Origin of the sequence: Curtobacterium flaccumfaciens (assembly GCF_018598405.1) — a bacterium.
GTDB lineage: Bacteria > Actinomycetota > Actinomycetes > Actinomycetales > Microbacteriaceae > Curtobacterium > Curtobacterium aurantiacum.
Genome location: NZ_JAHEWS010000011.1, coordinates 46,531 through 65,989 on the forward strand (window position 1 = coordinate 46,531; position 19,459 = coordinate 65,989).

A 19,459-nucleotide genomic window follows, 5' to 3' on the forward strand; every position below is an offset into this window, starting at 1 on the left:
TCCTTGCTCGAATCCGCGCTGACGCACCTCGTCAAGGGGATCGTCGATCACCCTGACGACGTGCGCGTCGCCAGCTCCACCTCCCCACGCGGCGAGGTCCTCGAGGTGCGCGTGCACCCCGAGGACCTCGGCCGCGTGATCGGTCGCGCCGGGCGCACCGCCAAGGCGCTCCGCACGCTCGTCACGGCCCTGGCCGACGGCAAGCGCGTGCGGGTCGACGTGGTGGACACCGATTCCTAGGGAGACGACCCAGCTCCGGGTGGGTCGAATCACGAAGGCGCACGGGCTCAAGGGCGGCATCAAGCTCGAGCTCTACACCGACGACCCGGATCGTCGGTTCACCCCGGGCGCCACCTTCACGCTCCAGGTCCCCGACGACTCACCGTGGTCGGGCAAGACCCTCGAGCTGGACGAACTCCGCTGGTACAACGGTCACCCCGTCGCGTTCTTCGCCGGGATCGACGACCGCACCGCGGCCGAGTCCCTGGCGCGCATCATCCTCTGGGTCGAGCAGGACGCCGACGCCGAGACCGGTGAGGACGACGCCTGGTACGACCACCAGCTGGTCGGGCTGAAGGTCCTCCGCGACGGCGTCGAGGTCGGCACCGTCGCCCGCGTGGACCACATGCCAGCGCAGGACCTGCTCGCGATCGACACGCCGTCCCGCGGCGAGGTCCTCGTGCCGTTCGTCTCGGCCATCGTGCCCGCGGTCGACATCGCCGCTGGCACCGTCACGGTCACGCCGCCGCAGGGCCTGTTCGAGGACCCCGAGGACACCGCCCGTCCCGAGACGGTCACGGACTAGCTCCCGTGCGGATCGACATCGTCACGATCTTCCCGGAGTTCTTCTCCGTGCTCGACGTGTCCCTGCTGGGCAAGGCCCGCTCCGGCGGTCTGCTCGACCTGCACGTGCACGACCTGCGTTCGTGGACCACCGACCGGCACCGCACCGTCGACGACACCCCGTACGGCGGAGGCGCCGGCATGGTGATGAAGCCGGAGCCGTGGGCGCAGGCGCTCGAGGCCCTCTTCCGGCCCGACGGCTCGTCGACCCTCGTGGTCCCGACGCCGGCCGGCACACCGTTCAAGCAGTCGATCGCGCGCTCGCTCGCCGAACACGAGCACCTCGTCTTCGCCTGCGGGCGCTACGAGGGCATCGACGCCCGCGTCTTCGAGTGGGCGTCGTCACGAGCCACCGTCGTCGAGCTCTCGCTCGGCGACTACGTGCTGAACGGTGGCGAGGTCGCCGCGATGGCGATCATCGAGGCCGTCGGCCGACTCGTCCCCGGCGTCGTCGGCAACCCCGAGTCGCTGGTCGAGGAATCCCACGAGGACGGGTTGCTCGAGTACCCCTCGTACACCAAGCCCGCCTCCTGGCGCGGGCTCGACGTGCCCGACGTCCTGCTCAGTGGGCACCACGCCCGCGTCGGTGCCTGGCGGCACGAGCAGCAGCTGGAGCGGACGCGGCGCGTCCGTCCGGACCTGCTGCCGCCTGCCTGACCGGCTGGCGCGCTTGCCTGCTGGAAGGACTTTCGGGCTGACCGACACTCCTCGCGGTTCGTTCCGCGTGGACTGTCGCTGAGCACGAAACCCGGCTCCGTCGCGTCTGCCTGGAGGCACGGGGCGGGCCCGCACCGTGCCTCCAGTCCGTCAGGCGGTCGGGTCGGCGCGCTGGGCGCGACGCAGGGTCAGGACCTCGGGGCCGGCCTCGGTGACCGCGACCGTGTGCTCGACGTGCGCGGCACGTGAGCCGTCGACGCTGCGCAGGGTCCAGCCGTCGTCGTCCTGGTAGAGCTCGTCGGTCGTCTGCATGAGCCACGGCTCGATCGCCACGACCAGCCCCGGCCGGAGCTTCAGGCCGCGACCCGGACGGCCGTCGTTCGGCACGTGCGGGTCCCCGTGCATCGTGTGGCCCACGCCGTGCCCGCCGAACTGCAGGTTGACGCTGTGACCGGCCTCGTGTGCCACGTGCCCGATCGCGTGCGACACGTCGCCGAGCTTGTTGCCGGGGGCCGCCTGGGCGATGCCGGCGGTCAGTGCGCGTTCGACGGTGGCGATGAGGGCCTGGTCCTCGTCACGCGGCGTGCCGACCTGCACACTGACGGCGGAGTCCGCGACCCAGCCGTCGACGCTCGCGGCGAAGTCCAGGCTGACCAGGTCGCCGTCCTGCAGGGTGCGATCGTGCGGCAGACCGTGCAGGGCGGCGTCGTTGACCGAGGTGCAGAGGTTCTTGCCGAACGGGGACATGCCGAACGATGGGTGGTAGTCGACGTAGCAGCTCTCCGCGCCACGCTCGGCGATCATCCGGGCCGCGACCCGGTCGAGGTCGAGCAGGTTGACGCCGACGTCGACCGTCTCGAGCAGTTCGTCGAGGACATCGGCCACGAACCGGCCGGCGACACGGAGGCCGTCCAGCTCGGCGGGGGTGCGGAGTTCGATCATGGGTCCATCCTCGTCGTTTTGTCTCCGCCGGTGTCTGTGGCAGTATTGAACGCTGTGCCCTGGCTGGACTCTGCCACGGGGGAGTCGCCGACACCGGGCACGCACCACCACTTTCCGAACCTTCGATCCGCGGCGACCCGTGCGCGTCCGCAGAGAGTGAAACCCACCATGAGCCAGCTCCTCGACAACGTCGACGCAGCATCGCTGCGGACCGACGTCCCGGACTTCCGCCCCGGCGACACCATCAAGGTGCACGTCAACATCGTCGAAGGCACGCGCTCGCGTATCCAGGTCTTCCAGGGTGTCGTCATCGGCCGTCAGGGCCACGGCATCGGCGAGACCTTCAAGGTCCGCAAGGTGAGCTTCCAGGTCGGCGTCGAGCGCTGGTTCCCGGTGCACTCGCCGATCATCGACCACATCGAGATCGTCACCAAGGGTGACGTGCGTCGTGCGAAGCTCTACTACCTGCGCGAGCTCCGCGGCAAGGCTGCCCGCCGCAAGATCAAGGAGAAGCGCGACGCCTGATCGCCTTCACAGTGAGCGTCCGCGAGCCGGGCGACGCTGCGAGCCCCTCGTCCATGTACGGTTGTGCATCGACGGGGGGCTCTTCCCATTGTGGGGAGTCGGTGGTTCGAACGAGAGCGGAAATGACGGATACGACAGAGGATTCCGGGCGCAGGCCACGTGCCGAGAAGCAACGGAACGGCGTCCTCACATTCCTTCGCGACCTCGTCATCATCTTCATCGCCGCGTTGCTCGTGTCCTTCCTGGTGAAGACGTTCCTGATCCGGTCGTTCTACATCCCGTCCGCGTCGATGGAGAACACGCTCCAGATCAACGACCGCGTGATCGTCAACGAGCTCGTGCCCGACGCCGTCGCACTGAAGCGCGGGGACGTCGTCGTGTTCAAGGACCCGGGCGGATGGCTCACCGGGGCCGAGGTACCGAGCGTCACGCCGGACACACAGCCCGCCAAGGCGATCGACTGGCTCCTCACGCAGGTCGGTCTCGGGACGGGCGACAGTGACGACCACCTGATCAAGCGGGTCATCGGCCTGCCGGGTGACAAGGTGTCGTGCTGCAACGACCTCGGGCAGATGTCGGTCAACGGCGTCCCGATCAAGGAGCCGTACCTGAAGCTCCCCGCCGGCGCACCCGCGTCGGCGACCGACTTCTCGGTCACCGTGCCGAAGGGCACCATCTGGGTGATGGGCGACAACCGGAACGACTCGAAGGACTCCCGCTACAACGGGGACACCCCGTCCAAGGGCTTCGTCCCGCTGTCCGACGTCACCGGTCGTGCGTTCGTCATCTCCTGGCCGTCGAGCCGGTGGACGTGGCTCGACGACCATCCCGAGGTGTTCGCCGGCGTGGAGGAGCGCGACGAGTGACCGCCGTCCGCCCGTCGTTGCGCGTCGAGAAGCGTCTCCTGGCTGCGGGCCGTGTGACGGTCATCGGCATGGACGAGGTCGGCCGCGGTGCGATCGCCGGGCCGGTCGGGGTCGGTGTGGCCGCCGTGACGCTCGACATCGGCCGGGTGCCCCAGGGGCTCGCCGACTCGAAGCTGCTGTCCGAGGCCCGGCGGAACGACCTCGTGCCGGTCGTGCAGCGCTGGGCCCGGACCGCCGTGGGCATGACGTCGGCGGAGTTCGTCGACCAGCAGGGCATCGTCTCCGCTCTCGGTGCTGCCGGCGCGCAGGCGCTCGGGTCTCTGGTGGCCGACGGGGTGTCCCTCGACGGAGCGGTGGTCGTGCTGGACGGGTCGTTCGACTGGTTGAGCCGTGCCCTGCCCGCATCACTCCGCTCCGCGACGGATCCGCTCGACGTGGTCGTCCGCGTCAAGGCGGACCGCGACTGCGCCTCGGTGGCCGCGGCGTCCGTGGTGGCCAAGGTCGCTCGTGACGCGGTCATGATCGCGGCCCACGACGAAGCCCCGCACTACGGGTGGGTGTCGAACAAGGGGTACGGGTCGACGGCGCACTACGACGCGATCCGGACGATCGGCGCGCACGCGCTGCACCGGAAGTCGTGGCTGCACCAGGCCTCGAGCGTCTCGCTGGACGGGTTCGACGAGCTCGACGCCCTCGCCGGTTGACCGCGTCGTCCGTTCGGGCGCTGGTCGCCGTAGACTGTGGGCGCAATGGATGAGGACGAATTCGACGACTACGACCGCGAGGTCGAGCTGGCCCTGTACCGCGAGTACCGAGACGTGGTCTCGCAGTTCCGTTACGTGGTCGAGACGGAGCGCCGTTTCTACCTGGCGAACGAGGTCGAACTCGTGCGCCGTGACACGGAGCACGACTTCTACTTCGAACTGACGATGAACGACGTCTGGGTGTGGGACGTCTACCGTTCGGACCGCTTCGTGAAGGGCGTCCGCGTGCTCACGTTCAAGGACGTGAACGTCGAGGAACTCACGACACGCGAACTCGAACTGCCGAAGGAACTCGCACTCGACGAGTGATCGTCAATTCTCATTCTTCTTCTTTCCGGGTGAATCGCCGGCGATCTGAACCGCCGGGGAATTGTTCGCGCTATTCTGGTGGGGATATTCCCGCCCCACGAACAGGAGCACCCCATGGCACAGAAGGTCACCGTCCAGCTCGTCGACGACCTCGACGATTCGCCCATCACCACCGGTGAAGGCCGGACGGTCGAATTCGCGTTCGACGGTTCGTCGTACGAGATCGACCTGTCGAACGACAACGTCGACAAGTTCCGCGAGGCGATCTCCGACTACATCGCCGCAGCGCGCAAGGTCTCGGGCCGTCGGGCCGGTGGCGGTTCCGCACCGAAGTCGGCGCCCAAGCGCGGCAACTCGGAAGAGCTCGGCAAGATCCGCGAGTGGGCCAAGGAGAACGGGTACGAAGTGTCCTCCCGTGGCCGTATCTCGACGCAGGTGCAGGAAGCCTACGCAGCAGCGCACTGACGCTCATCGGAGCAGGACCCGGGTGATCTCGATCGCCCGGGTCCTTCTTCTTTCCTCCACAGGGCTGGTCCGTCCATGCTGATTCCACAGATACTTCTGCGCTGCCTGGCGATGTGCTCATTCCGGAGATCGTTGTCGTGGAGGCAACGACATGGAACAGCAGGTGCAACGTCCACCGGGGCGATCACTCCGGAACGGTCGACTCGGACGATTCGGTGAAGAACAGGCGGTGACCTGGCTCGAAGCGCGGGGATTCCGGGTGCTCGAGCGGAACTGGCGATGTGCTAGGGGGGAAGTCGACATCGTCGCGTGGGATTCCTGCACGCTCGCGTTCATCGAGGTGAAGACCCGGTCTGGAGCCGCGACCGGTCATCCGTTCGAGGCGATCACGGCGGCGAAGCTCAGTCGGATGCGACGACTCGTGCCCGAGTGGTTCGACGCGCACCCCGAGGTCTCGGCCCGCTCGGTCCGCATCGACGTCGTCGCGGTCCACGTCGACGGGCCGCGCACCGTCGTCGAACACCTGGCGGGTGTGCTGTGACCGGCATCGGACGCGCCGCTGCCGTCGCCTTGCTCGGCGTCACCGGCCGGCGTATCGAGGTCGAGGCGCACCTGACGAGCCAGCTGCCGGCGTTCAGCATCATCGGTCTGCCCGACACCTCCCTCGGCGAGGCGCGTGAGCGTGTGCGGTCCGCCGCCGCGAACGCCGGGTGCCCGCTGCCGGCACGCCGGATCACGGTGAACCTGACCCCGGCGGCGATCCCGAAGCGCGGCTCCGGGTTCGACCTCGCGATCGCGATGGCCGTGCTCGCCGGGGCCGGCCTCGCCCCGGACGTCTCCGAGCGCATCGTCTACATCGGTGAACTCGGCCTCGACGGTCGGGTGCGTCCGGTCCCCGGCGTGATCCCGATGCTGATCGCTGCACGCGACGCCGGTGTGGACCGCGTGGTGCTGCCGGTCGGCAACCTGGCCGAGGCCAGGGTGGTCACCGGGGTCCGGGTCCGGGGCGTGGACTCGTTGCGTGCGGCCGCGATCGACGCCGGGGCGCTCCTGCCGACGGTCGAGGTCGACCCGGTGCTGCCGGTCCCGGTCACGGCTGTGCCACGTCCCGTGGCCGAGCTGTCGGACGTCGTGGGGAACCCGGTCGGCGTCCGAGCGCTCATCGCGGCGGCTGCCGGTGGACACCATGCCCTGCTTCTCGGGCCGCCGGGTGCCGGCAAGACGATGCTCGCCGAACGACTGCCCGGGCTGCTGCCCGACCTCGACGACGAGACGGCGCTCGAGGTCGCCGCGGTCCGGTCGGTCGCCGGGCTCGGGCCCGCGTCGTGGAGCACGAAGCCACCCTGGGAGGCACCGCACCACTCCGCTTCGGCGGTCTCGCTCATCGGCGGTGGGTCCGGGGTGCTGCGCCCCGGTGCCGTGTCGCGCGCCACCGGGGGGATCCTGTTCCTCGACGAGGCCCCGGAGTTCCCGCGTGCCGTGCTCGACGCGCTCCGGCAGCCGCTCGAGTCCGGTCGGATCACGATCCACCGTGCCGCCGGTGCCGCCGAGTTCCCCGCCCGCTGCCAGGTCGTGCTCGCCGCGAACCCCTGTCCGTGCGGCAACGCGGGCGGCGCGCACGGGCAGCCCTGCGAGTGCTCGCCGAGCACCGTCCGCCGGTACCTCGGTCGGATGTCCGGCCCGCTGCTCGACCGGATGGACATCCGGGTGCTCGTGCCCCGGGTGACGACCGGACGGATGCGCGACGCGGACGGCAGCACGCCGACGACGGCGGTGGCGCGTGCTGCGGTGGCGGCGGCTCGGGCCCGCATGGCGGAGCGGTTGCACGGGACGGGCTGGTCGCGGAACGCCGAGGTCACCGGGACGTGGCTCCGGGCTGCGGGCCGGATCGAGCCCGGATCGACGGCGGACCTGGACCGTGCGCTCGACCTCGGAACCCTGACGATGCGCGGCTGGGACCGGGTGATGCGGTTGGCGTGGACGCTGGCTGACCTCGACGCGGTCGACCGACCGACGGGCGCCCACGTCCGTGGCGCTCTCGCACTGCGGAGCGCCCTGTGACACCCGCGGGCACGGAGCTGCTCGACACCGTGGCACGCATGCTCGGCCGGGGCGGCGCTGCCGTCGACCCGGTCCAGGCCGCCGCGCGGGTCGCGTGGTCCGCGATCGTGGAGCCCGGGGACTCCGTCGCCGGGGAACTCATCGCCGGGCTCGGACCGGAGCGCGCGCTCGGCGCCGTGCTGCTCGCCGCCGACGACGAGTTCGACGCGCTGCTGGGTGACTGCGTCGAGGCCGAGGTGCCCGGCGCCGAGGACCCCGCGGTCCTGCTCGGCGTGCTGCAGGCCGCGGTCGGACGCTGGCGGCCGCGGCTGGCCAGTGTCCAGGTGGGCGACGTGCTCGCGGCTGCCGGTGCGGTCGGTGCCGGTCTGCTCGTGCCGGACAGTGACGGCTGGCCCTCCGCCGTGGACGACCTCGGCCCGCACGCGCCCGTGGTGCTCTGGACACGCAGCACGGGCGCACACCTCGGCGGCGGGACGCCGGCGCTGGGAGTCGTCGGATCCCGGGCGAACACGGTGGCCGGTGCCGAGGCTGCGGCGGAGATCACCTCGAGTGCGGCGGACGCCGGATGCACGATCGTGAGCGGTGGCGCCTACGGCATCGACGCGGTGGCGCACCGGGTCGCCGTCGCCGCCGGAGCCCCCACCGTCGCGGTCCTCGCGGGGGGCATCGACCAGCTCTACCCGGCCGGCAACGCGCAGCTCCTCCACAACGTGGCGCGGCAGGGAGCGCTGCTCGCCGAGTCCGCTCCGGGGACGCGGCCCACGCGGTGGCGCTTCCTCGGCCGGAACCGCCTGATCGCCGCGCTGGCCGACGTCACGGTCGTGGTCGAGGCCGGCGCGCGGTCCGGGGCCCTCAACACCGCCCACCACGCCGCACAGCTCGGCAGGCCGGTGTTCGCGGTCCCGGGGGCGTTCGCCTCCGCTGCGTCGGTCGGTTGCCACCGGCTCATCGCGCAGGGGCGTGCACAGATCGTCGTGCACCCGGGCGACCCGACCGCGGCGACGCGGACGGCTCCGGAACAGGGCGGGGGAGCGGTGCCGGACGAACCGCTCCTGTCCGGCCGGCAGGACCCCGAGGTGACCCGCGTCCTCGACGCGCTCGGCCGTCGCGCGCTGCCCGAGGCGGAGATCGCGCGACGGGCGGGGATGTCGCCCGCCGATGTCGCCGATGCGCTCGCACTGGCGCAGTTGCAGGGGCTCGTCGTATCCGGTGGCGGCGGGTGGGGACTGGCATGACGGCGGGCGGCCGTACGCTGACGTCGTGGTTGCGCGGACGGACGGTCGACTCGTGGTGGCGGTGGACGCCTTCCTCGGCCACGCCCGTCACGCGCGGGGACTCAGCGAGCAGACCCTCCGCGCGTACGCGAGCGACCTCGAACAGCTCGTGGTGTTCGCCGAGATGCGCGGGATCGACCGCGTCACCGACGTCGAGCTCGAGCTCCTGCGTGACTGGCTCTGGGACGCCGATCATCGAGGGCTCGCCCGGTCGACCATCGCCCGGCGGTCCTCGTCCGTCCGCGCGTTCACCCGGTGGGCGAGCGAGACCGGGGTGACCGCGACCGACGCCGGGGTCCGGCTCCGCGCGCCGAAGGGCGGGGCCCACCTGCCCCGTGTGGTGTCGGCCGACCAGGTGCGTGCCCTGCTCGACGGACTCGGCGCCCGCGCGGCGACGGACGACCCGTCGGCACTGCGGGACCGTGCTCTCGTGGAACTCCTGTACGCGGCGGCCATCCGGGTCAGCGAACTCGTCGGGATCGACGTGACCGATCTGGACCGCGGGCGCCTGACCGTGCGGGTGCTCGGCAAGGGCGGCAAGGAGCGGGTGGTGCCCTTCGGCGTGCCGGCGCGGGACGCGCTCGAGGCGTGGCTGGAGCGCGGACGGCCGGTCGTCGCCGCGCGTGCGGAGGGGCCGGCCAGCGTGGCGCTGTTCCTCGGCGACCGTGGTGCCCGACTCGGCGTCCGGAGCGCCTACCGCGTGGTGGCCCGGTTGCTCGGCGACCTGCCGGGCGAGGGGCCGAGCGGCCCGCACACGTTCCGGCACACCGCGGCGACGCACCTGCTCGACGGGGGAGCGGACCTGCGCGCGGTGCAGGAGCTCCTCGGCCACGCCAGCCTCGGGACGACGCAGATCTACACCCACGTGTCGTCGGCGCGACTGCGCGAGGTCTACCGGACGGCCCACCCGCGCGCCTGAACCGTGCGCCACCCGACACCCGGTGTGCCCGACACCCGGTGTGCCCGACACCGGGTGCACCCGACACTCGCGCCCGTCACTCGCGCCCGTGCGCGATCAGCCGGGCCATGCCGACTCGGGCAGCAGCACCGGCCACTCCGCCGACGGCAGGTACGGCAAGGGATCGACGTACCGGCCGTCGACCCGCGCACCGAGGTGCACACACGGCGCCGAGGCAGGACAGTGCCCGACCGAGACCCGCCCGACCGGCGTGCCCTGCGTGACCTCATCACCCGCGGCGACCAAGGGCGTCACCGAGTCGAGGGTGCTGACGAGCCCGCCACCGTGGTCGATCGTCACGACGGTGCGGCCACCGACCGCACCCGCGAACGCCACGGTGCCGTCGTCCACGGCTGAAGCGGTCGCTCCGAGGGTGGCGGGGACGTCGAGCCCGCGATGCCCGGCGGCGTAGTCGGAGGACGGTGCCTCCCACGCTCGCTCGACCACACGCGATCCGGTGGGCCAGACCCAGCGAGCCTCGACCCGGCCCGGCTCGGTCACAGCGCCCGCCGTCGTCCCGGCGCCCGCCGTCGCCCCGGCGCCCGTCGACGGCGCGGCACCGAACGCCACGGTCCCGCTCAGCACCGCCGCGCACACCACGGTCAGCAGGACGGGACGTGCACTCGATCGCATGCCCCCAGCCTGGGCAGTGGAACCCGGCCCCGGGGCGGACCGGGGCGATCCGTGGAGGGGGAGTCGCGCCTCCCGGCCTGGGGAGGAACGTGCCGAGGACGGAAGCGACAGAACCGACGTCGTACGACGGCGACAGTGTCGTTCCGCGTCGCCGCGCAAGCGAGCCCGCGCGCCCCCGCGCCGTCCCGATCCGCCCCCGGTTATGACCACCCGCCCGCCGAGGAGTACAGTCGGGGCCGCTCCGGACCACGCAACGCCGCTCGGACGGCGAACCAGCCGACCGCCGGGGCACCGTGCTGCACCAGAGCACGGCGGCAGAACCCAGGAGCATCGTGTCCACCACGACCACCGGGCACGGCGAAGACCGTGCGTTCAAGGGGAAGGTCACCCTGTTCGCCATCGCGGCGGCGGTCGGTGGCTTCCTGTTCGGCTTCGACTCGTCCGTCATCAACGGCGCCGTCGACGCGATCAAGGGCGAGTTCAACCTCTCCGACGCGGCGAGCGGTTTCGCCGTCGCATCGGCCCTGATCGGCTGTGCGTTCGGCGCCTACTTCGCCGGTCGTCTCGCCGACCGCTACGGCCGCACCCGGATCATGTTCTGGGCCGCGGTGCTGTTCTTCGTCTCGTCGATCGGGTCCGCGTTCGCGTTCGCCACGTGGGACCTCGTGATCTGGCGTCTCGTCGGCGGGCTCGGCATCGGGACCGCGTCGGTCATCGCACCGGCGTACATCTCCGAGGTCTCCCCGAAGGCGATCCGCGGGCGTCTGGCCTCGTTCCAGCAGCTGGCGATCACGCTCGGTATCTTCGCCGCGCTCCTGTCCGACCAGCTCTTCGCCGTCACGGCGGGCAGCGCCTCGGCCGAGGTGTGGGGCCTGGCGGCCTGGCGCTGGATGTTCCTGGTCGGCGTGATCCCCTCGGTCGTCTACGGCGTCCTGGCGATCACCCTGCCGGAGTCCCCGCGCTACCTGCTCACCAAGGGCCGTGCTGACGACGCGCGCGTCGTGATGGGCAAGATCGTCCCGCGCGACACCGTGAACACGAGCCTGGAGGAGATCCAGGACGGCATCAAGAAGGAAGCCAACGAGAAGAAGGGCTCCATCCGGGGCAACCGCTTCGGGCTCCAGCCGATCGTCTGGGTGGGCATCATCCTGGCCGTGCTGCAGCAGTTCGTCGGCATCAACGTGATCTTCTACTACTCGACGACGCTCTGGCAGGCCGTCGGCTTCAAGGAGGAGGACTCGTTCCTCATCTCCACGATCACCTCGGTGGTCAACGTCGCCGTCACCTTCGTGGCGATCTTCCTGGTCGACAAGGTCGGCCGCAAGCCGCTGCTCGTCGCCGGTTCCGCTGGCATGTTCGTCTCGCTCACCATGGTGGCCATCGCGTTCTCGCAGGCGACGATCGTCGACGGCAGCCCGAGCCTCCCCGGCTCCTGGGGCGTCATCGCGCTGATCTTCGCGAACCTCTTCGTCGTGTCCTTCGGCGCCACGTGGGGTCCGCTCATGTGGGTGCTGCTCGGCGAGATGTTCCCGAACCGCATCCGTGCCACGGCGCTCGGCATCGGTTCGGCCGCCAACTGGATCGCGAACTTCATCGTGACGATCTCGTTCCCGGTCCTCTCCGGCTTCAACCTCACCGTCACCTACGGCATCTACGCGCTGTTCGCGCTGCTGTCGCTCTTCTTCGTCATCGCGAAGATCCCGGAGACGAAGGGCCGCTCGCTCGAGGAGATGGGCATCTCCGCCGACGGCGACACGGCGGACGCCAAGGCCTGATCAGGACGTGCGGATCCGCGCGGATCCGCACCACCGACCGGACAGGAGGCCCGGATCACGTCAGCCGCGAGGCGCGCGTGATCCGGGCCTCCCTTCTGTTAGCATCTATCCAGCAGCGTGCTGATGCGCGCTGACTTCGCGTGTCCACCAGGCCCTCATCGGCTCGGTACCCGACCACCGGTCCCGCTCTCACGAGCGGGCGGTCGCGTGCCAGGACACCAGGGACCACGACCGACGGTCGTGATCGACACAACCGCAACAGGTCCGCAGCGACGTGCGAGAGCACGGCTGCGCGCCGAGAACACAGAAGGAGGACGGCACATGGCCGTCGTCACCATCCGCCAGCTGCTCGACAGCGGCGTCCACTTCGGACACCAGACCCGTCGGTGGAACCCGAAGGTGAAGCGCTTCATCCTCGCCGAGCGCTCGGGCATCCACATCATCGACCTGCAGCAGTCGCTGGCCTTCATCGACCGCGCGTACGACTTCGTCAAGGAGACGGTCGCGCACGGTGGCACGATCCTCTTCGTGGGCACCAAGAAGCAGGCCCAGGGCTCCATCGCCGAGCAGGCGACCCGCGTCGGCCAGCCGTACGTCAACCAGCGTTGGCTCGGCGGTCTGCTCACGAACTTCCAGACGGTCTCCAAGCGCCTCGCGCGCATGAAGGAGCTCGAGGAGATCGACTTCGACGACACGACGAAGGGCTTCACCAAGAAGGAGCTCCTCATCAAGAAGCGCGAGCTGGACAAGCTCCACAAGACCCTCGGTGGTATCCGCAACCTCACGCGGACCCCGAGCGCGCTCTGGATCGTCGACACCAAGAAGGAGCACCTCGCCGTCGACGAGGCGCAGAAGCTCGGTATCCCGATCATCGGCATCCTCGACACCAACTGCGACCCCGACGAGATCACGTACCCGATCCCGGGCAACGACGACGCGATCCGCTCCGTCGGCCTCCTCACCCGCATCGTCGCCGACGCCGCGGCCGAGGGCCTGAAGACCCGCCACAACGGTGGCGACGAGGACGAGGCCAGCGAGCCCCTCGCCGAGTGGGAGCAGGAGCTCCTCGGTGGCGAGACCGCCGCCACGACCGAGGCGCCCGCCGCTCCGGTCGAGGAGAACGACGCTGACGCGCAGGTCGCCGCGAAGGAGATCGGCGAGCCGATCGCCGACGAGGCGAAGAACGCGGAGCCGACGGCCGAGGCCGAGGCAGCCGCGGAGACCACCCCCGCCGAGTGAGCCACCGGGGCGCCGGACCCGACCGGGTCCGGCGCCCCAGTTCCACTCTCCACACACGTACAGTCCAGAAAGGACTCCAGTCAATGGCAAACTTCACCGCTGCTGACGTGAAGAAGCTCCGCGAGGACCTCGGCGCCGGCATGATGGACGCGAAGAACGCGCTCGTCGAGGCCGACGGCGACTACGACAAGGCCGTCGAGCTGCTCCGCATCAAGGGTGCCAAGGCCGTCGCCAAGCGCGACGACCGTGCCACCTCCGAGGGCGTCGTCGTCGCCACCTCCGAGAACGGCGCCGCCACGGTCGTCGAGCTCGCGAGCGAGACCGACTTCGTCGCGAAGAACGAGAAGTTCACGACCCTCGCCGACAAGGTGCTGGGTGCGGTCGCCGCTGCCGGTGCCGCCGACGTCGCTGCTGCCAACGCCGCACCGCTGGACGGCAAGACCGTCCTCGAGGTCGTCAACGAGGCCGCTGCCGCGCTGGGCGAGAAGCTCGAGGTCCGCACGGTCCGCCGTGTCGAGGGCTCGGCCTTCGAGATCTACCTGCACAAGACCAGCCAGGACCTGCCGCCGCAGATCGCCGTCGTCATCGCGTACGAGGGCGACAACGCTGCCGAGGCACGTTCGATCGCGCAGCACGTCGCGTTCGCGAACCCGACGTACCTGACCCGCGACGAGGTCCCGGCCGACGCCATCGAGAAGGAGCGCGCGACCGTCGAGGCGATCACGCGCGAAGAGGGCAAGCCCGAGGCCGCCCTCCCGAAGATCGTCGAGGGCCGGGTGAACGCCTACATCAAGCAGGTGTCGCTCCTCGACCAGGACTACGCGAAGGACAACAAGATCTCCGTCGCGAAGGCCGCCGAGAACGCCGGCATCACGATCCAGGGCTTCGCCCGCGTCAAGGTCGGCGCGTAACGAACCCGTGACGGGGTCAGGAACCAACGCGGTTCCTGGCCCCGTTTTTCGCGCGCGCCGGCACGACACGCGCGCGATACATCCGCGAGTACATTTCCACGAGACCACGACGAAGGGTGCGGACCAGATGACCGACGAGAAGACCGGACGACGCCGCGTTCTGCTGAAGCTGTCGGGAGAGGCGTTCGGCGCCGGCTCCCTCGGGGTGAACCCCGACGTGATCGGCACCATCGCCAAGGAGATCGCCGTCGCCGCGCGCGAGGTCGAGATCGCGATCGTCGTCGGCGGGGGAAACTTCTTCCGCGGAGCCGAGCTCTCGCAGCGCGGCATGGACCGCGGGCGCGCCGACTACATGGGCATGCTCGGCACGGTGATGAACGCACTCGCGCTGCAGGACTTCCTCGAGCAGGCGGGCGCTGCGACCCGCGTGCAGTCCGCGATCGCGATGACCCAGGTCGCGGAGCCGTACATCCCGCGGCGCGCCGAGCGGCACCTCGAGAAGGGCCGGGTCGTCATCTTCGGCGCCGGTGCCGGACTGCCGTACTTCTCCACCGACACGGTGGCGGCGCAGCGTGCGCTCGAGATCAAGGCGGACGAGGTCCTCGTCGCCAAGAACGGCGTCGACGGCGTGTACACCGCCGACCCGAAGAAGGACGCCACCGCCGAGAAGCTGCACCACGTGACCTACCAGGACGCGCTGCTCAAGGGCCTCAAGGTCGTCGACGCCACCGCGTTCTCGCTCTGCATGGACAACGGCATGCCGATGCACGTCTTCGGCATGGAGGGCGAGGGCAACGTCCAGGCCGCGATCCGTGGCGAGCGCATCGGCACCGTCGTCAGCAACTGACCCCTGGCGCTGACTAGACTCGACGCCAGCACCGAAGGAGTAACACCGTGATCAGTGATGTCCTGACCGAAGCCACCGAGAAGATGGCGAAGGCTGTCGAGGTCGCCAAGGACGACTTCTCGACCGTCCGCACCGGCCGCATCAACGCGGCGCTCTTCCAGAAGATCCCGGTCGAGTACTACGGCACGCCGACGCCGCTCGCGCAACTCGCGTCGCTGCAGACGCCTGAAGCCCGCACGCTCATCGTGACGCCGTACGACAAGACGGCGCTCAAGGAGATCGAGCGCGCGATCGCGACCTTCCCGAACCTCGGCGCCAGCCCGACGAACGACGGCGACATCGTCCGCGTGACGATCCCGGAGCTCACCAAGGACCGCCGCAAGGAGTTCGTCAAGCTCGTGCGGACGAAGGGCGAAGACCACAAGGTCGTCGTCCGGAACATCCGCCGCAAGGCCAAGGACGACCTCGACGCACTCAAGGGTGAGATCTCCGACGACGAGATCTCGCGCGGCGACAAGGACCTCGAGGCCCTGACGAAGAAGCACGTCGACCAGATCGACGAGTCGCTGAAGAAGAAGGAAGCCGAACTCCTCGAGGTCTGATGCGTCGCTCCGACCAGGGCGATGACCGCCCCACAGCAGAGCACGGGCCCGCGTCGAGCGGGCCCGTGAAGAAGGGGCTCCGTCAGGACTTCGATGCGCGCGCTAGAGCGGCCCGCACCGACTTCGAGGCGCAGCTCCGCCAGCGGAAGGCCGACTTCGGCGCGCGCAACGAAGCGCTGACGGCACGGACCGGGCGCAACCTGCCGGCGGCGATCGGCATCGCGCTCGTGTTCGCCGTCGTCATGCTCGGCACGCTGCTCCTCTGGAAGCCGTCCTTCATGGTGGTCGCGGCCTTCCTGCTCGGCGTGGGGGTGTACGAGCTGACGAGCGCGATGCGGTTCGCCGGACGCGACGTCCCGCGGATCCCGAGCGTGGCCGTCGCGATCGCGATCGTGCCGGCGGCGTTCCTGCTGGGCCAGGTGGCAGCGCTGTTCACCCTGCTCGGTGGCATCGTCCTGATCAGCGTCTGGCGGCTGGTCGAGGTCGCCCTCGCGCGGCCGAAGCCGCCGGCGGGCAACGTCGCCCGTGACCTCACGAACGGCCTGTTCGTGCAGGCGTACATCTCCCTGCTCGGCGCCTGCGTCGTCCTGCTGTCCGCGCAGCCGGACGGCCAGCTCTGGGTGATCGGGTTCATCCTCGTGGTGGTCGCGGTCGACACCGGTGCGTACGCGACCGGGCTCAACTTCGGCAAGCACCCGATGGCACCGCGCATCAGCCCGAAGAAGACCTGGGAGGGCTTCGCCGGGTCCGTGGCGGCGAGCATCGTCGTCGGCATCCTGGTCGCCTGGCTCATGCTCGGCCTGCCCTGGTGGACCGGTGTGGTGCTCGGGGTGCTCATCTCCGGCTCCGCCACCCTCGGTGACCTGACCGAGTCGATGATCAAGCGTGACCTCGGCATCAAGGACATCTCGTCGTTCCTGCCCGGACACGGTGGTCTGTTGGACCGGATCGACAGCATCCTGCCGTCGGCCGCGGTCGCCTACGTGCTCTACCTCGTCGTCAACCACTGACCCTGCGACACCGCCCTTCCCGACGCGGGGCTGAACGCGGCACTCAGCGCGTCCAGGTTGTGCCACGGGTCGGGACTGGCAGAATGACGCCGTGGCCACCACCTTCCCGACCGCAGCCCGTTCCGCCCTCGGTTACGACGTCGACGAAGTCGAGCGTTTCCTCGAGGACGCCCGGCGCGCGTACTCCGCCGACGACAGCGCCCCCGGCATCGAAGCCGCGAAGATCCGTGCCACGGCGTTCTCGATGCGCAAGGGCGGGTACTCCACGTCGCACGTCGACGCCGCCCTGGAGCGGCTCGAGGACGCCTTCGCCGCCCGTGAGCGTGAGCGCGAGATGAGCGAGGTCGGCAAGAAGGCCTGGTACTCCGAGGCGCGGACGAAGGCCTCCGACGTCGTCGCGCGGCTCGAGCGACCCGACGGCCAGCGGTTCAGCCGGGTCAGCGTCCTCGGCACCGGCTACCACCCGAAGGACGTCGACGCGTTCGCGGCCCGGCTCGACGGCTACTTCCGTGAGGGCAAGCCGCTCAGCCTGACCGAGGTCCGCTCGATCGTCTTCCGTCCGAAGCACGGCGGGTACCGCGAAGCCCAGGTCGACGCGCTGCTCGACGCCGTCGTGGAGGTCATGCTCGCGGTCCGATGACGACGCGCTGTCCCCAGGTGCTTCGCTTTCCGTGATCGTTCCGTTACCCTGGTCCTACTCATGGGCAGGCACACGGCAGACTCAAGCTCCGACCGCGATTCCCGCGAGCACCTCGGCCTCCAGGCTTCCGGTGAGCGCCGCGCGGCAATGCAGCGAACCCGATCGACGGACACGTCGGCTCTCGGGGTGACCCCACCGGCCACGTCGGCGATGACGGGCCCGGTCGCGACGCCGAAGTCGGTGGCCGCCAACCGCGTGTCCGACGAGCGCGTGGCGTCCTTCGCCCACGACGCCCTCGACGAGGCGGTCCAGCACACGGCGAAGCAGCGCACCGCGACGGTCCAGCGCCGCGCGACGGCGACGCTCGCCCAGCCCGCCCGCGTCTCCTCGGTGAACACCGTCGCCCGCAAGCGCGCGACGGCCCCGATGATGTCCTTCGTCGGCGTGTTCCTGTTCGCAGGCGCCTCGCTGTTCAACCCGCTGCAGGCCGACGTCGCCCAGGCCGCCGTCGACACCCCGGTCCTCGTGAAGTCGCCGGCGCCGCAGCAGTACACCGCGCACGGCACCTACGGCGAGGTCGCCGCCGACCGTGACGGCTACGACGTCACGGTGCCGGCCCCGAAGGTCGTGAAGCCCGTCGTCGAAGAAGCCGACGAGGCCGACGCCGAGGCCACCGACGACACCGCCGACGCAGCAGCTGCCGAGACCGAGCCGGTCTCGGCCGCCAACACCCTCGCTGCCGTCGCTGCGACCCCCGACCCGGGCAGTGCGCAGGCGATCGCCCTGGAGCAGGTCACCGCCCGCGGCTGGGGCACCGACCAGTACAACTGCCTCGTCTCGCTGTGGAACAAGGAGTCCGGCTGGCGCGTCAACGCGTACAACCCGAGCGGTGCCTACGGCATCCCGCAGGCACTCCCGGGCAGCAAGATGGCCACGGCCGGCGCCGACTGGCAGACGAACCCCGCGACACAGATCACTTGGGGCCTCAACTACATCGCCGGCGTCTACGGCACCCCCTGTGGTGCGTGGGGTCACAGCCAGGCCAACAACTGGTACTGATCGGCTGCTCGGGTGCCGCGCAGCAACCGACCGCGGCGTCCCCGCGGTCGCGACGTCGAGCCTGACGAGGAGACCACCCTCGACCGGCTGATGGGTTCGTGGAAGCGCACCGAGCACCGCAGGGGACGCGAGTACCAGGTGCAGCCGATCTCCGCCGCGTCCGCGCAGAAGGAGTACATCTGCCCGGGCTGTGGCGGCACGGTCCTGCCGGGCACCGCGCACGTCGTGGTGTGGCGTGCCGACGGGGTCCTGGGCGACGCCGCTGACCTGGCGTCGCGGCGGCACTGGCACAACCACTGCTGGAGCATCGCATGACCGAGCGCGACGCCACGCCCGACACGGAGATCCGGTCGGCCACGGAACTCCCCGCCCGTCGCACCGACGTCGAGCTCGTCACGGACGACCACCTGACCCTCGTCGGCGAACTCGCCGAGCCCGCCGATCTCCCGTCCCGCGGCGCGATCGTCACGCTCCACCCGCTGCCCACCGCGCACGGGTTCATGGACTCACACGTGCTCAAGAAGGCGGCCGCACGGTTGCCGGCGCTCGCGGACATCGCGGTCCTGCGGTTCAACTTCCGTTCGGTGACGTCACCGCGCGGCACGTCCGAGGGTGTCTTCGGTGAGGGGATGTCCGAGGGGTTCGACCTCCGTGCAGCCGTCGCCGAGGTGGTCGACCGCGGTCTGCCGACACCCTGGCTGGTCGGCTGGTCGTTCGGCACCGAGGTGATCCTCAAGCACGCGCTCGAGCACGTCGAGGCCGGCACGGTCGCCGGGGTCGTCCTGTTGTCTCCGCCGCTGCACCGCACGTCCGACGAAGAACTCGCGCGCTGGGCAGCCGTCGACGTCCCGGTCGTGGCGCTCGTCCCGGAGCACGACGACTTCCTGCAGCCGGACGCGGCGGCGAGGCGGTTCGCGCTCGCCCCGAACGTCCGGGTGGTGCCCGTCGCGGGTGCGAAGCACCTGTGGGTGGGGGAGCGGTACGTGCGGATCGTCCTCGACGCGATCGCCGACCTCGTCGTGCCGGGCAGCGCGCCGCTGCCCACCCACTGGCCGGTCTGAGGAACGGTCGGGGTACGC

Annotated in this window: 24 protein-coding genes; 22 read left to right on the forward strand and 2 right to left on the reverse strand. The window is 70.4% G+C overall.

From position 1 onward, the window contains the following. Positions 1 to 3 precede the first annotated feature (3 nt). The 3 genes from KK097_RS08905 to trmD are packed head-to-tail and all read left to right on the forward strand — an operon-like array spanning position 4 to position 1,500. Positions 4 to 240 (forward strand): RNA-binding protein, encoded by a 237-nt coding sequence (locus KK097_RS08905; RefSeq protein WP_017888258.1) that lies wholly within the window; start codon positions 4 to 6, stop codon positions 238 to 240. Positions 241 to 259: 19 nt separating this feature from the next. Further along, a complete protein-coding gene (gene rimM / locus KK097_RS08910) occupies positions 260 to 805 on the forward strand; it encodes a ribosome maturation factor RimM (RefSeq protein ID WP_214544389.1) in 546 nt (181 codons plus the stop codon). Positions 806 to 810: 5 nt separating this feature from the next. Beyond that, positions 811 to 1,500, forward strand: a complete 690-nt coding sequence (trmD, locus tag KK097_RS08915) for a tRNA (guanosine(37)-N1)-methyltransferase TrmD (RefSeq protein WP_214528626.1) — start codon at positions 811 to 813, stop codon at positions 1,498 to 1,500. A gap of 150 nt (positions 1,501 to 1,650) precedes the next feature. Here the strand turns inward: trmD and map are convergent, their stop codons facing one another. After that, on the reverse strand, positions 1,651 to 2,442 hold the full coding sequence (gene map, locus KK097_RS08920; RefSeq protein ID WP_214544390.1) for a type I methionyl aminopeptidase: 792 nt from the start codon (positions 2,440 to 2,442) through the stop codon (positions 1,651 to 1,653). Between the two features lie 168 nt (positions 2,443 to 2,610). On the opposite strand from map, the gene rplS reads away from it, so the two are divergent. The 9 genes from rplS (at position 2,611) to KK097_RS08965 (ending at position 9,625) form a co-directional block, all read left to right on the forward strand. Then, positions 2,611 to 2,967, forward strand: a complete 357-nt coding sequence (gene rplS, locus KK097_RS08925; protein WP_198656144.1) for a 50S ribosomal protein L19 — start codon at positions 2,611 to 2,613, stop codon at positions 2,965 to 2,967. A gap of 122 nt (positions 2,968 to 3,089) precedes the next feature. Further along, a complete protein-coding gene (gene lepB / locus KK097_RS08930; protein WP_214528624.1) occupies positions 3,090 to 3,833 on the forward strand; it encodes a signal peptidase I in 744 nt (247 codons plus the stop codon). Beyond that, a complete protein-coding gene (gene rnhB / locus KK097_RS08935; protein ID WP_214544391.1) occupies positions 3,830 to 4,537 on the forward strand; it encodes a ribonuclease HII in 708 nt (235 codons plus the stop codon). The genes lepB and rnhB overlap by 4 nt, the downstream gene beginning before the upstream one ends. A gap of 45 nt (positions 4,538 to 4,582) precedes the next feature. After that, positions 4,583 to 4,906 carry a DUF2469 family protein gene (locus KK097_RS08940; protein WP_017888251.1) on the forward strand — a complete coding sequence of 108 codons (324 nt, stop codon included), beginning with the start codon at positions 4,583 to 4,585 and terminating at the stop codon, positions 4,904 to 4,906. Between the two features lie 114 nt (positions 4,907 to 5,020). Next, positions 5,021 to 5,371, forward strand: a complete 351-nt coding sequence (locus tag KK097_RS08945; protein ID WP_214544392.1) for a histone-like nucleoid-structuring protein Lsr2 — start codon at positions 5,021 to 5,023, stop codon at positions 5,369 to 5,371. 151 nt (positions 5,372 to 5,522) lie between these two features. Beyond that, entirely contained in the window at positions 5,523 to 5,912 is a 390-nt protein-coding gene (locus tag KK097_RS08950; RefSeq protein ID WP_214528622.1) for a YraN family protein, read from the forward strand. Further along, the gene (locus KK097_RS08955; protein ID WP_214528621.1) at positions 5,909 to 7,432 is read left to right on the forward strand and encodes a YifB family Mg chelatase-like AAA ATPase; all 1,524 of its coding nucleotides are present in this window, start codon (positions 5,909 to 5,911) and stop codon (positions 7,430 to 7,432) included. The genes KK097_RS08950 and KK097_RS08955 overlap by 4 nt, the downstream gene beginning before the upstream one ends. After that, positions 7,429 to 8,667, forward strand: coding sequence for a DNA-processing protein DprA (gene dprA, locus KK097_RS08960; RefSeq protein WP_214544393.1), 1,239 nt, complete (start codon positions 7,429 to 7,431; stop codon positions 8,665 to 8,667). Before KK097_RS08955 ends, dprA begins: the two co-directional genes overlap by 4 nt. A gap of 25 nt (positions 8,668 to 8,692) precedes the next feature. Continuing rightward, positions 8,693 to 9,625: a tyrosine recombinase XerC gene (locus KK097_RS08965; RefSeq protein WP_307858379.1), complete on the forward strand. Its 933-nt coding sequence runs from the start codon at positions 8,693 to 8,695 to the stop codon at positions 9,623 to 9,625. 96 nt (positions 9,626 to 9,721) lie between these two features. On the opposite strand, the gene KK097_RS08970 is transcribed toward KK097_RS08965, so the two are convergent. Beyond that, positions 9,722 to 10,297 (reverse strand): murein hydrolase activator EnvC family protein, encoded by a 576-nt coding sequence (locus KK097_RS08970; RefSeq protein WP_214544394.1) that lies wholly within the window; start codon positions 10,295 to 10,297, stop codon positions 9,722 to 9,724. Positions 10,298 to 10,629: 332 nt separating this feature from the next. Between KK097_RS08970 and KK097_RS08975 the strand changes: the two genes are divergently transcribed. The 10 genes from KK097_RS08975 to KK097_RS09020 all read left to right on the forward strand — a co-directional run bounded on the left by KK097_RS08975 (position 10,630) and on the right by KK097_RS09020 (position 19,441). After that, positions 10,630 to 12,072 carry a sugar porter family MFS transporter gene (locus KK097_RS08975; RefSeq protein WP_307858378.1) on the forward strand — a complete coding sequence of 481 codons (1,443 nt, stop codon included), beginning with the start codon at positions 10,630 to 10,632 and terminating at the stop codon, positions 12,070 to 12,072. 321 nt (positions 12,073 to 12,393) lie between these two features. Further along, entirely contained in the window at positions 12,394 to 13,311 is a 918-nt protein-coding gene (rpsB, locus tag KK097_RS08980; protein ID WP_027465874.1) for a 30S ribosomal protein S2, read from the forward strand. 83 nt (positions 13,312 to 13,394) lie between these two features. After that, positions 13,395 to 14,222: a translation elongation factor Ts gene (gene tsf / locus KK097_RS08985; RefSeq protein ID WP_214528617.1), complete on the forward strand. Its 828-nt coding sequence runs from the start codon at positions 13,395 to 13,397 to the stop codon at positions 14,220 to 14,222. A 127-nt stretch (positions 14,223 to 14,349) separates the two neighbouring features. Continuing rightward, positions 14,350 to 15,069: a UMP kinase gene (gene pyrH, locus KK097_RS08990; RefSeq protein WP_110859085.1), complete on the forward strand. Its 720-nt coding sequence runs from the start codon at positions 14,350 to 14,352 to the stop codon at positions 15,067 to 15,069. Between the two features lie 47 nt (positions 15,070 to 15,116). After that, a complete protein-coding gene (gene frr / locus KK097_RS08995; protein WP_027465871.1) occupies positions 15,117 to 15,671 on the forward strand; it encodes a ribosome recycling factor in 555 nt (184 codons plus the stop codon). Next, positions 15,671 to 16,681: a phosphatidate cytidylyltransferase gene (locus tag KK097_RS09000; RefSeq protein ID WP_250892728.1), complete on the forward strand. Its 1,011-nt coding sequence runs from the start codon at positions 15,671 to 15,673 to the stop codon at positions 16,679 to 16,681. The genes frr and KK097_RS09000 overlap by 1 nt, the downstream gene beginning before the upstream one ends. A 91-nt stretch (positions 16,682 to 16,772) precedes the next feature. Continuing rightward, a complete protein-coding gene (locus tag KK097_RS09005) occupies positions 16,773 to 17,321 on the forward strand; it encodes a DivIVA domain-containing protein (RefSeq protein WP_214528616.1) in 549 nt (182 codons plus the stop codon). Positions 17,322 to 17,507: 186 nt separating this feature from the next. Then, complete coding sequence (locus tag KK097_RS18035) at positions 17,508 to 18,380, forward strand: aggregation-promoting factor C-terminal-like domain-containing protein (protein WP_307858377.1); 873 nt, start codon at positions 17,508 to 17,510, stop codon at positions 18,378 to 18,380. 12 nt (positions 18,381 to 18,392) lie between these two features. After that, positions 18,393 to 18,695, forward strand: a complete 303-nt coding sequence (locus KK097_RS09015) for an Rv1322 family protein (RefSeq protein ID WP_214528615.1) — start codon at positions 18,393 to 18,395, stop codon at positions 18,693 to 18,695. After that, on the forward strand, positions 18,692 to 19,441 hold the full coding sequence (locus KK097_RS09020; protein WP_214544395.1) for an alpha/beta hydrolase: 750 nt from the start codon (positions 18,692 to 18,694) through the stop codon (positions 19,439 to 19,441). Before KK097_RS09015 ends, KK097_RS09020 begins: the two co-directional genes overlap by 4 nt. Positions 19,442 to 19,459 lie beyond the last annotated feature (18 nt).

Bases quoted from the DNA above. Each gene is read 5' to 3' on its own strand.
- map (WP_214544390.1), bottom strand. From the start codon at position 2,442: ATGATCGAACTCCGCACCCCCGCCGAGCTGGACGGCCTCCGTGTCGCC.
- rplS (WP_198656144.1), top strand. From the start codon at position 2,611: ATGAGCCAGCTCCTCGACAACGTCGACGCAGCATCGCTGCGGACCGAC.
- lepB (WP_214528624.1), top strand. From the start codon at position 3,090: ATGACGGATACGACAGAGGATTCCGGGCGCAGGCCACGTGCCGAGAAG.
- KK097_RS08940 (WP_017888251.1), top strand. From the start codon at position 4,583: ATGGATGAGGACGAATTCGACGACTACGACCGCGAGGTCGAGCTGGCC.
- KK097_RS08945 (WP_214544392.1), top strand. From the start codon at position 5,021: ATGGCACAGAAGGTCACCGTCCAGCTCGTCGACGACCTCGACGATTCG.
- KK097_RS08950 (WP_214528622.1), top strand. From the start codon at position 5,523: ATGGAACAGCAGGTGCAACGTCCACCGGGGCGATCACTCCGGAACGGT.
- KK097_RS08970 (WP_214544394.1), bottom strand. From the start codon at position 10,297: ATGCGATCGAGTGCACGTCCCGTCCTGCTGACCGTGGTGTGCGCGGCG.
- rpsB (WP_027465874.1), top strand. From the start codon at position 12,394: ATGGCCGTCGTCACCATCCGCCAGCTGCTCGACAGCGGCGTCCACTTC.
- tsf (WP_214528617.1), top strand. From the start codon at position 13,395: ATGGCAAACTTCACCGCTGCTGACGTGAAGAAGCTCCGCGAGGACCTC.
- pyrH (WP_110859085.1), top strand. From the start codon at position 14,350: ATGACCGACGAGAAGACCGGACGACGCCGCGTTCTGCTGAAGCTGTCG.
- KK097_RS09000 (WP_250892728.1), top strand. From the start codon at position 15,671: ATGCGTCGCTCCGACCAGGGCGATGACCGCCCCACAGCAGAGCACGGG.
- KK097_RS09020 (WP_214544395.1), top strand. From the start codon at position 18,692: ATGACCGAGCGCGACGCCACGCCCGACACGGAGATCCGGTCGGCCACG.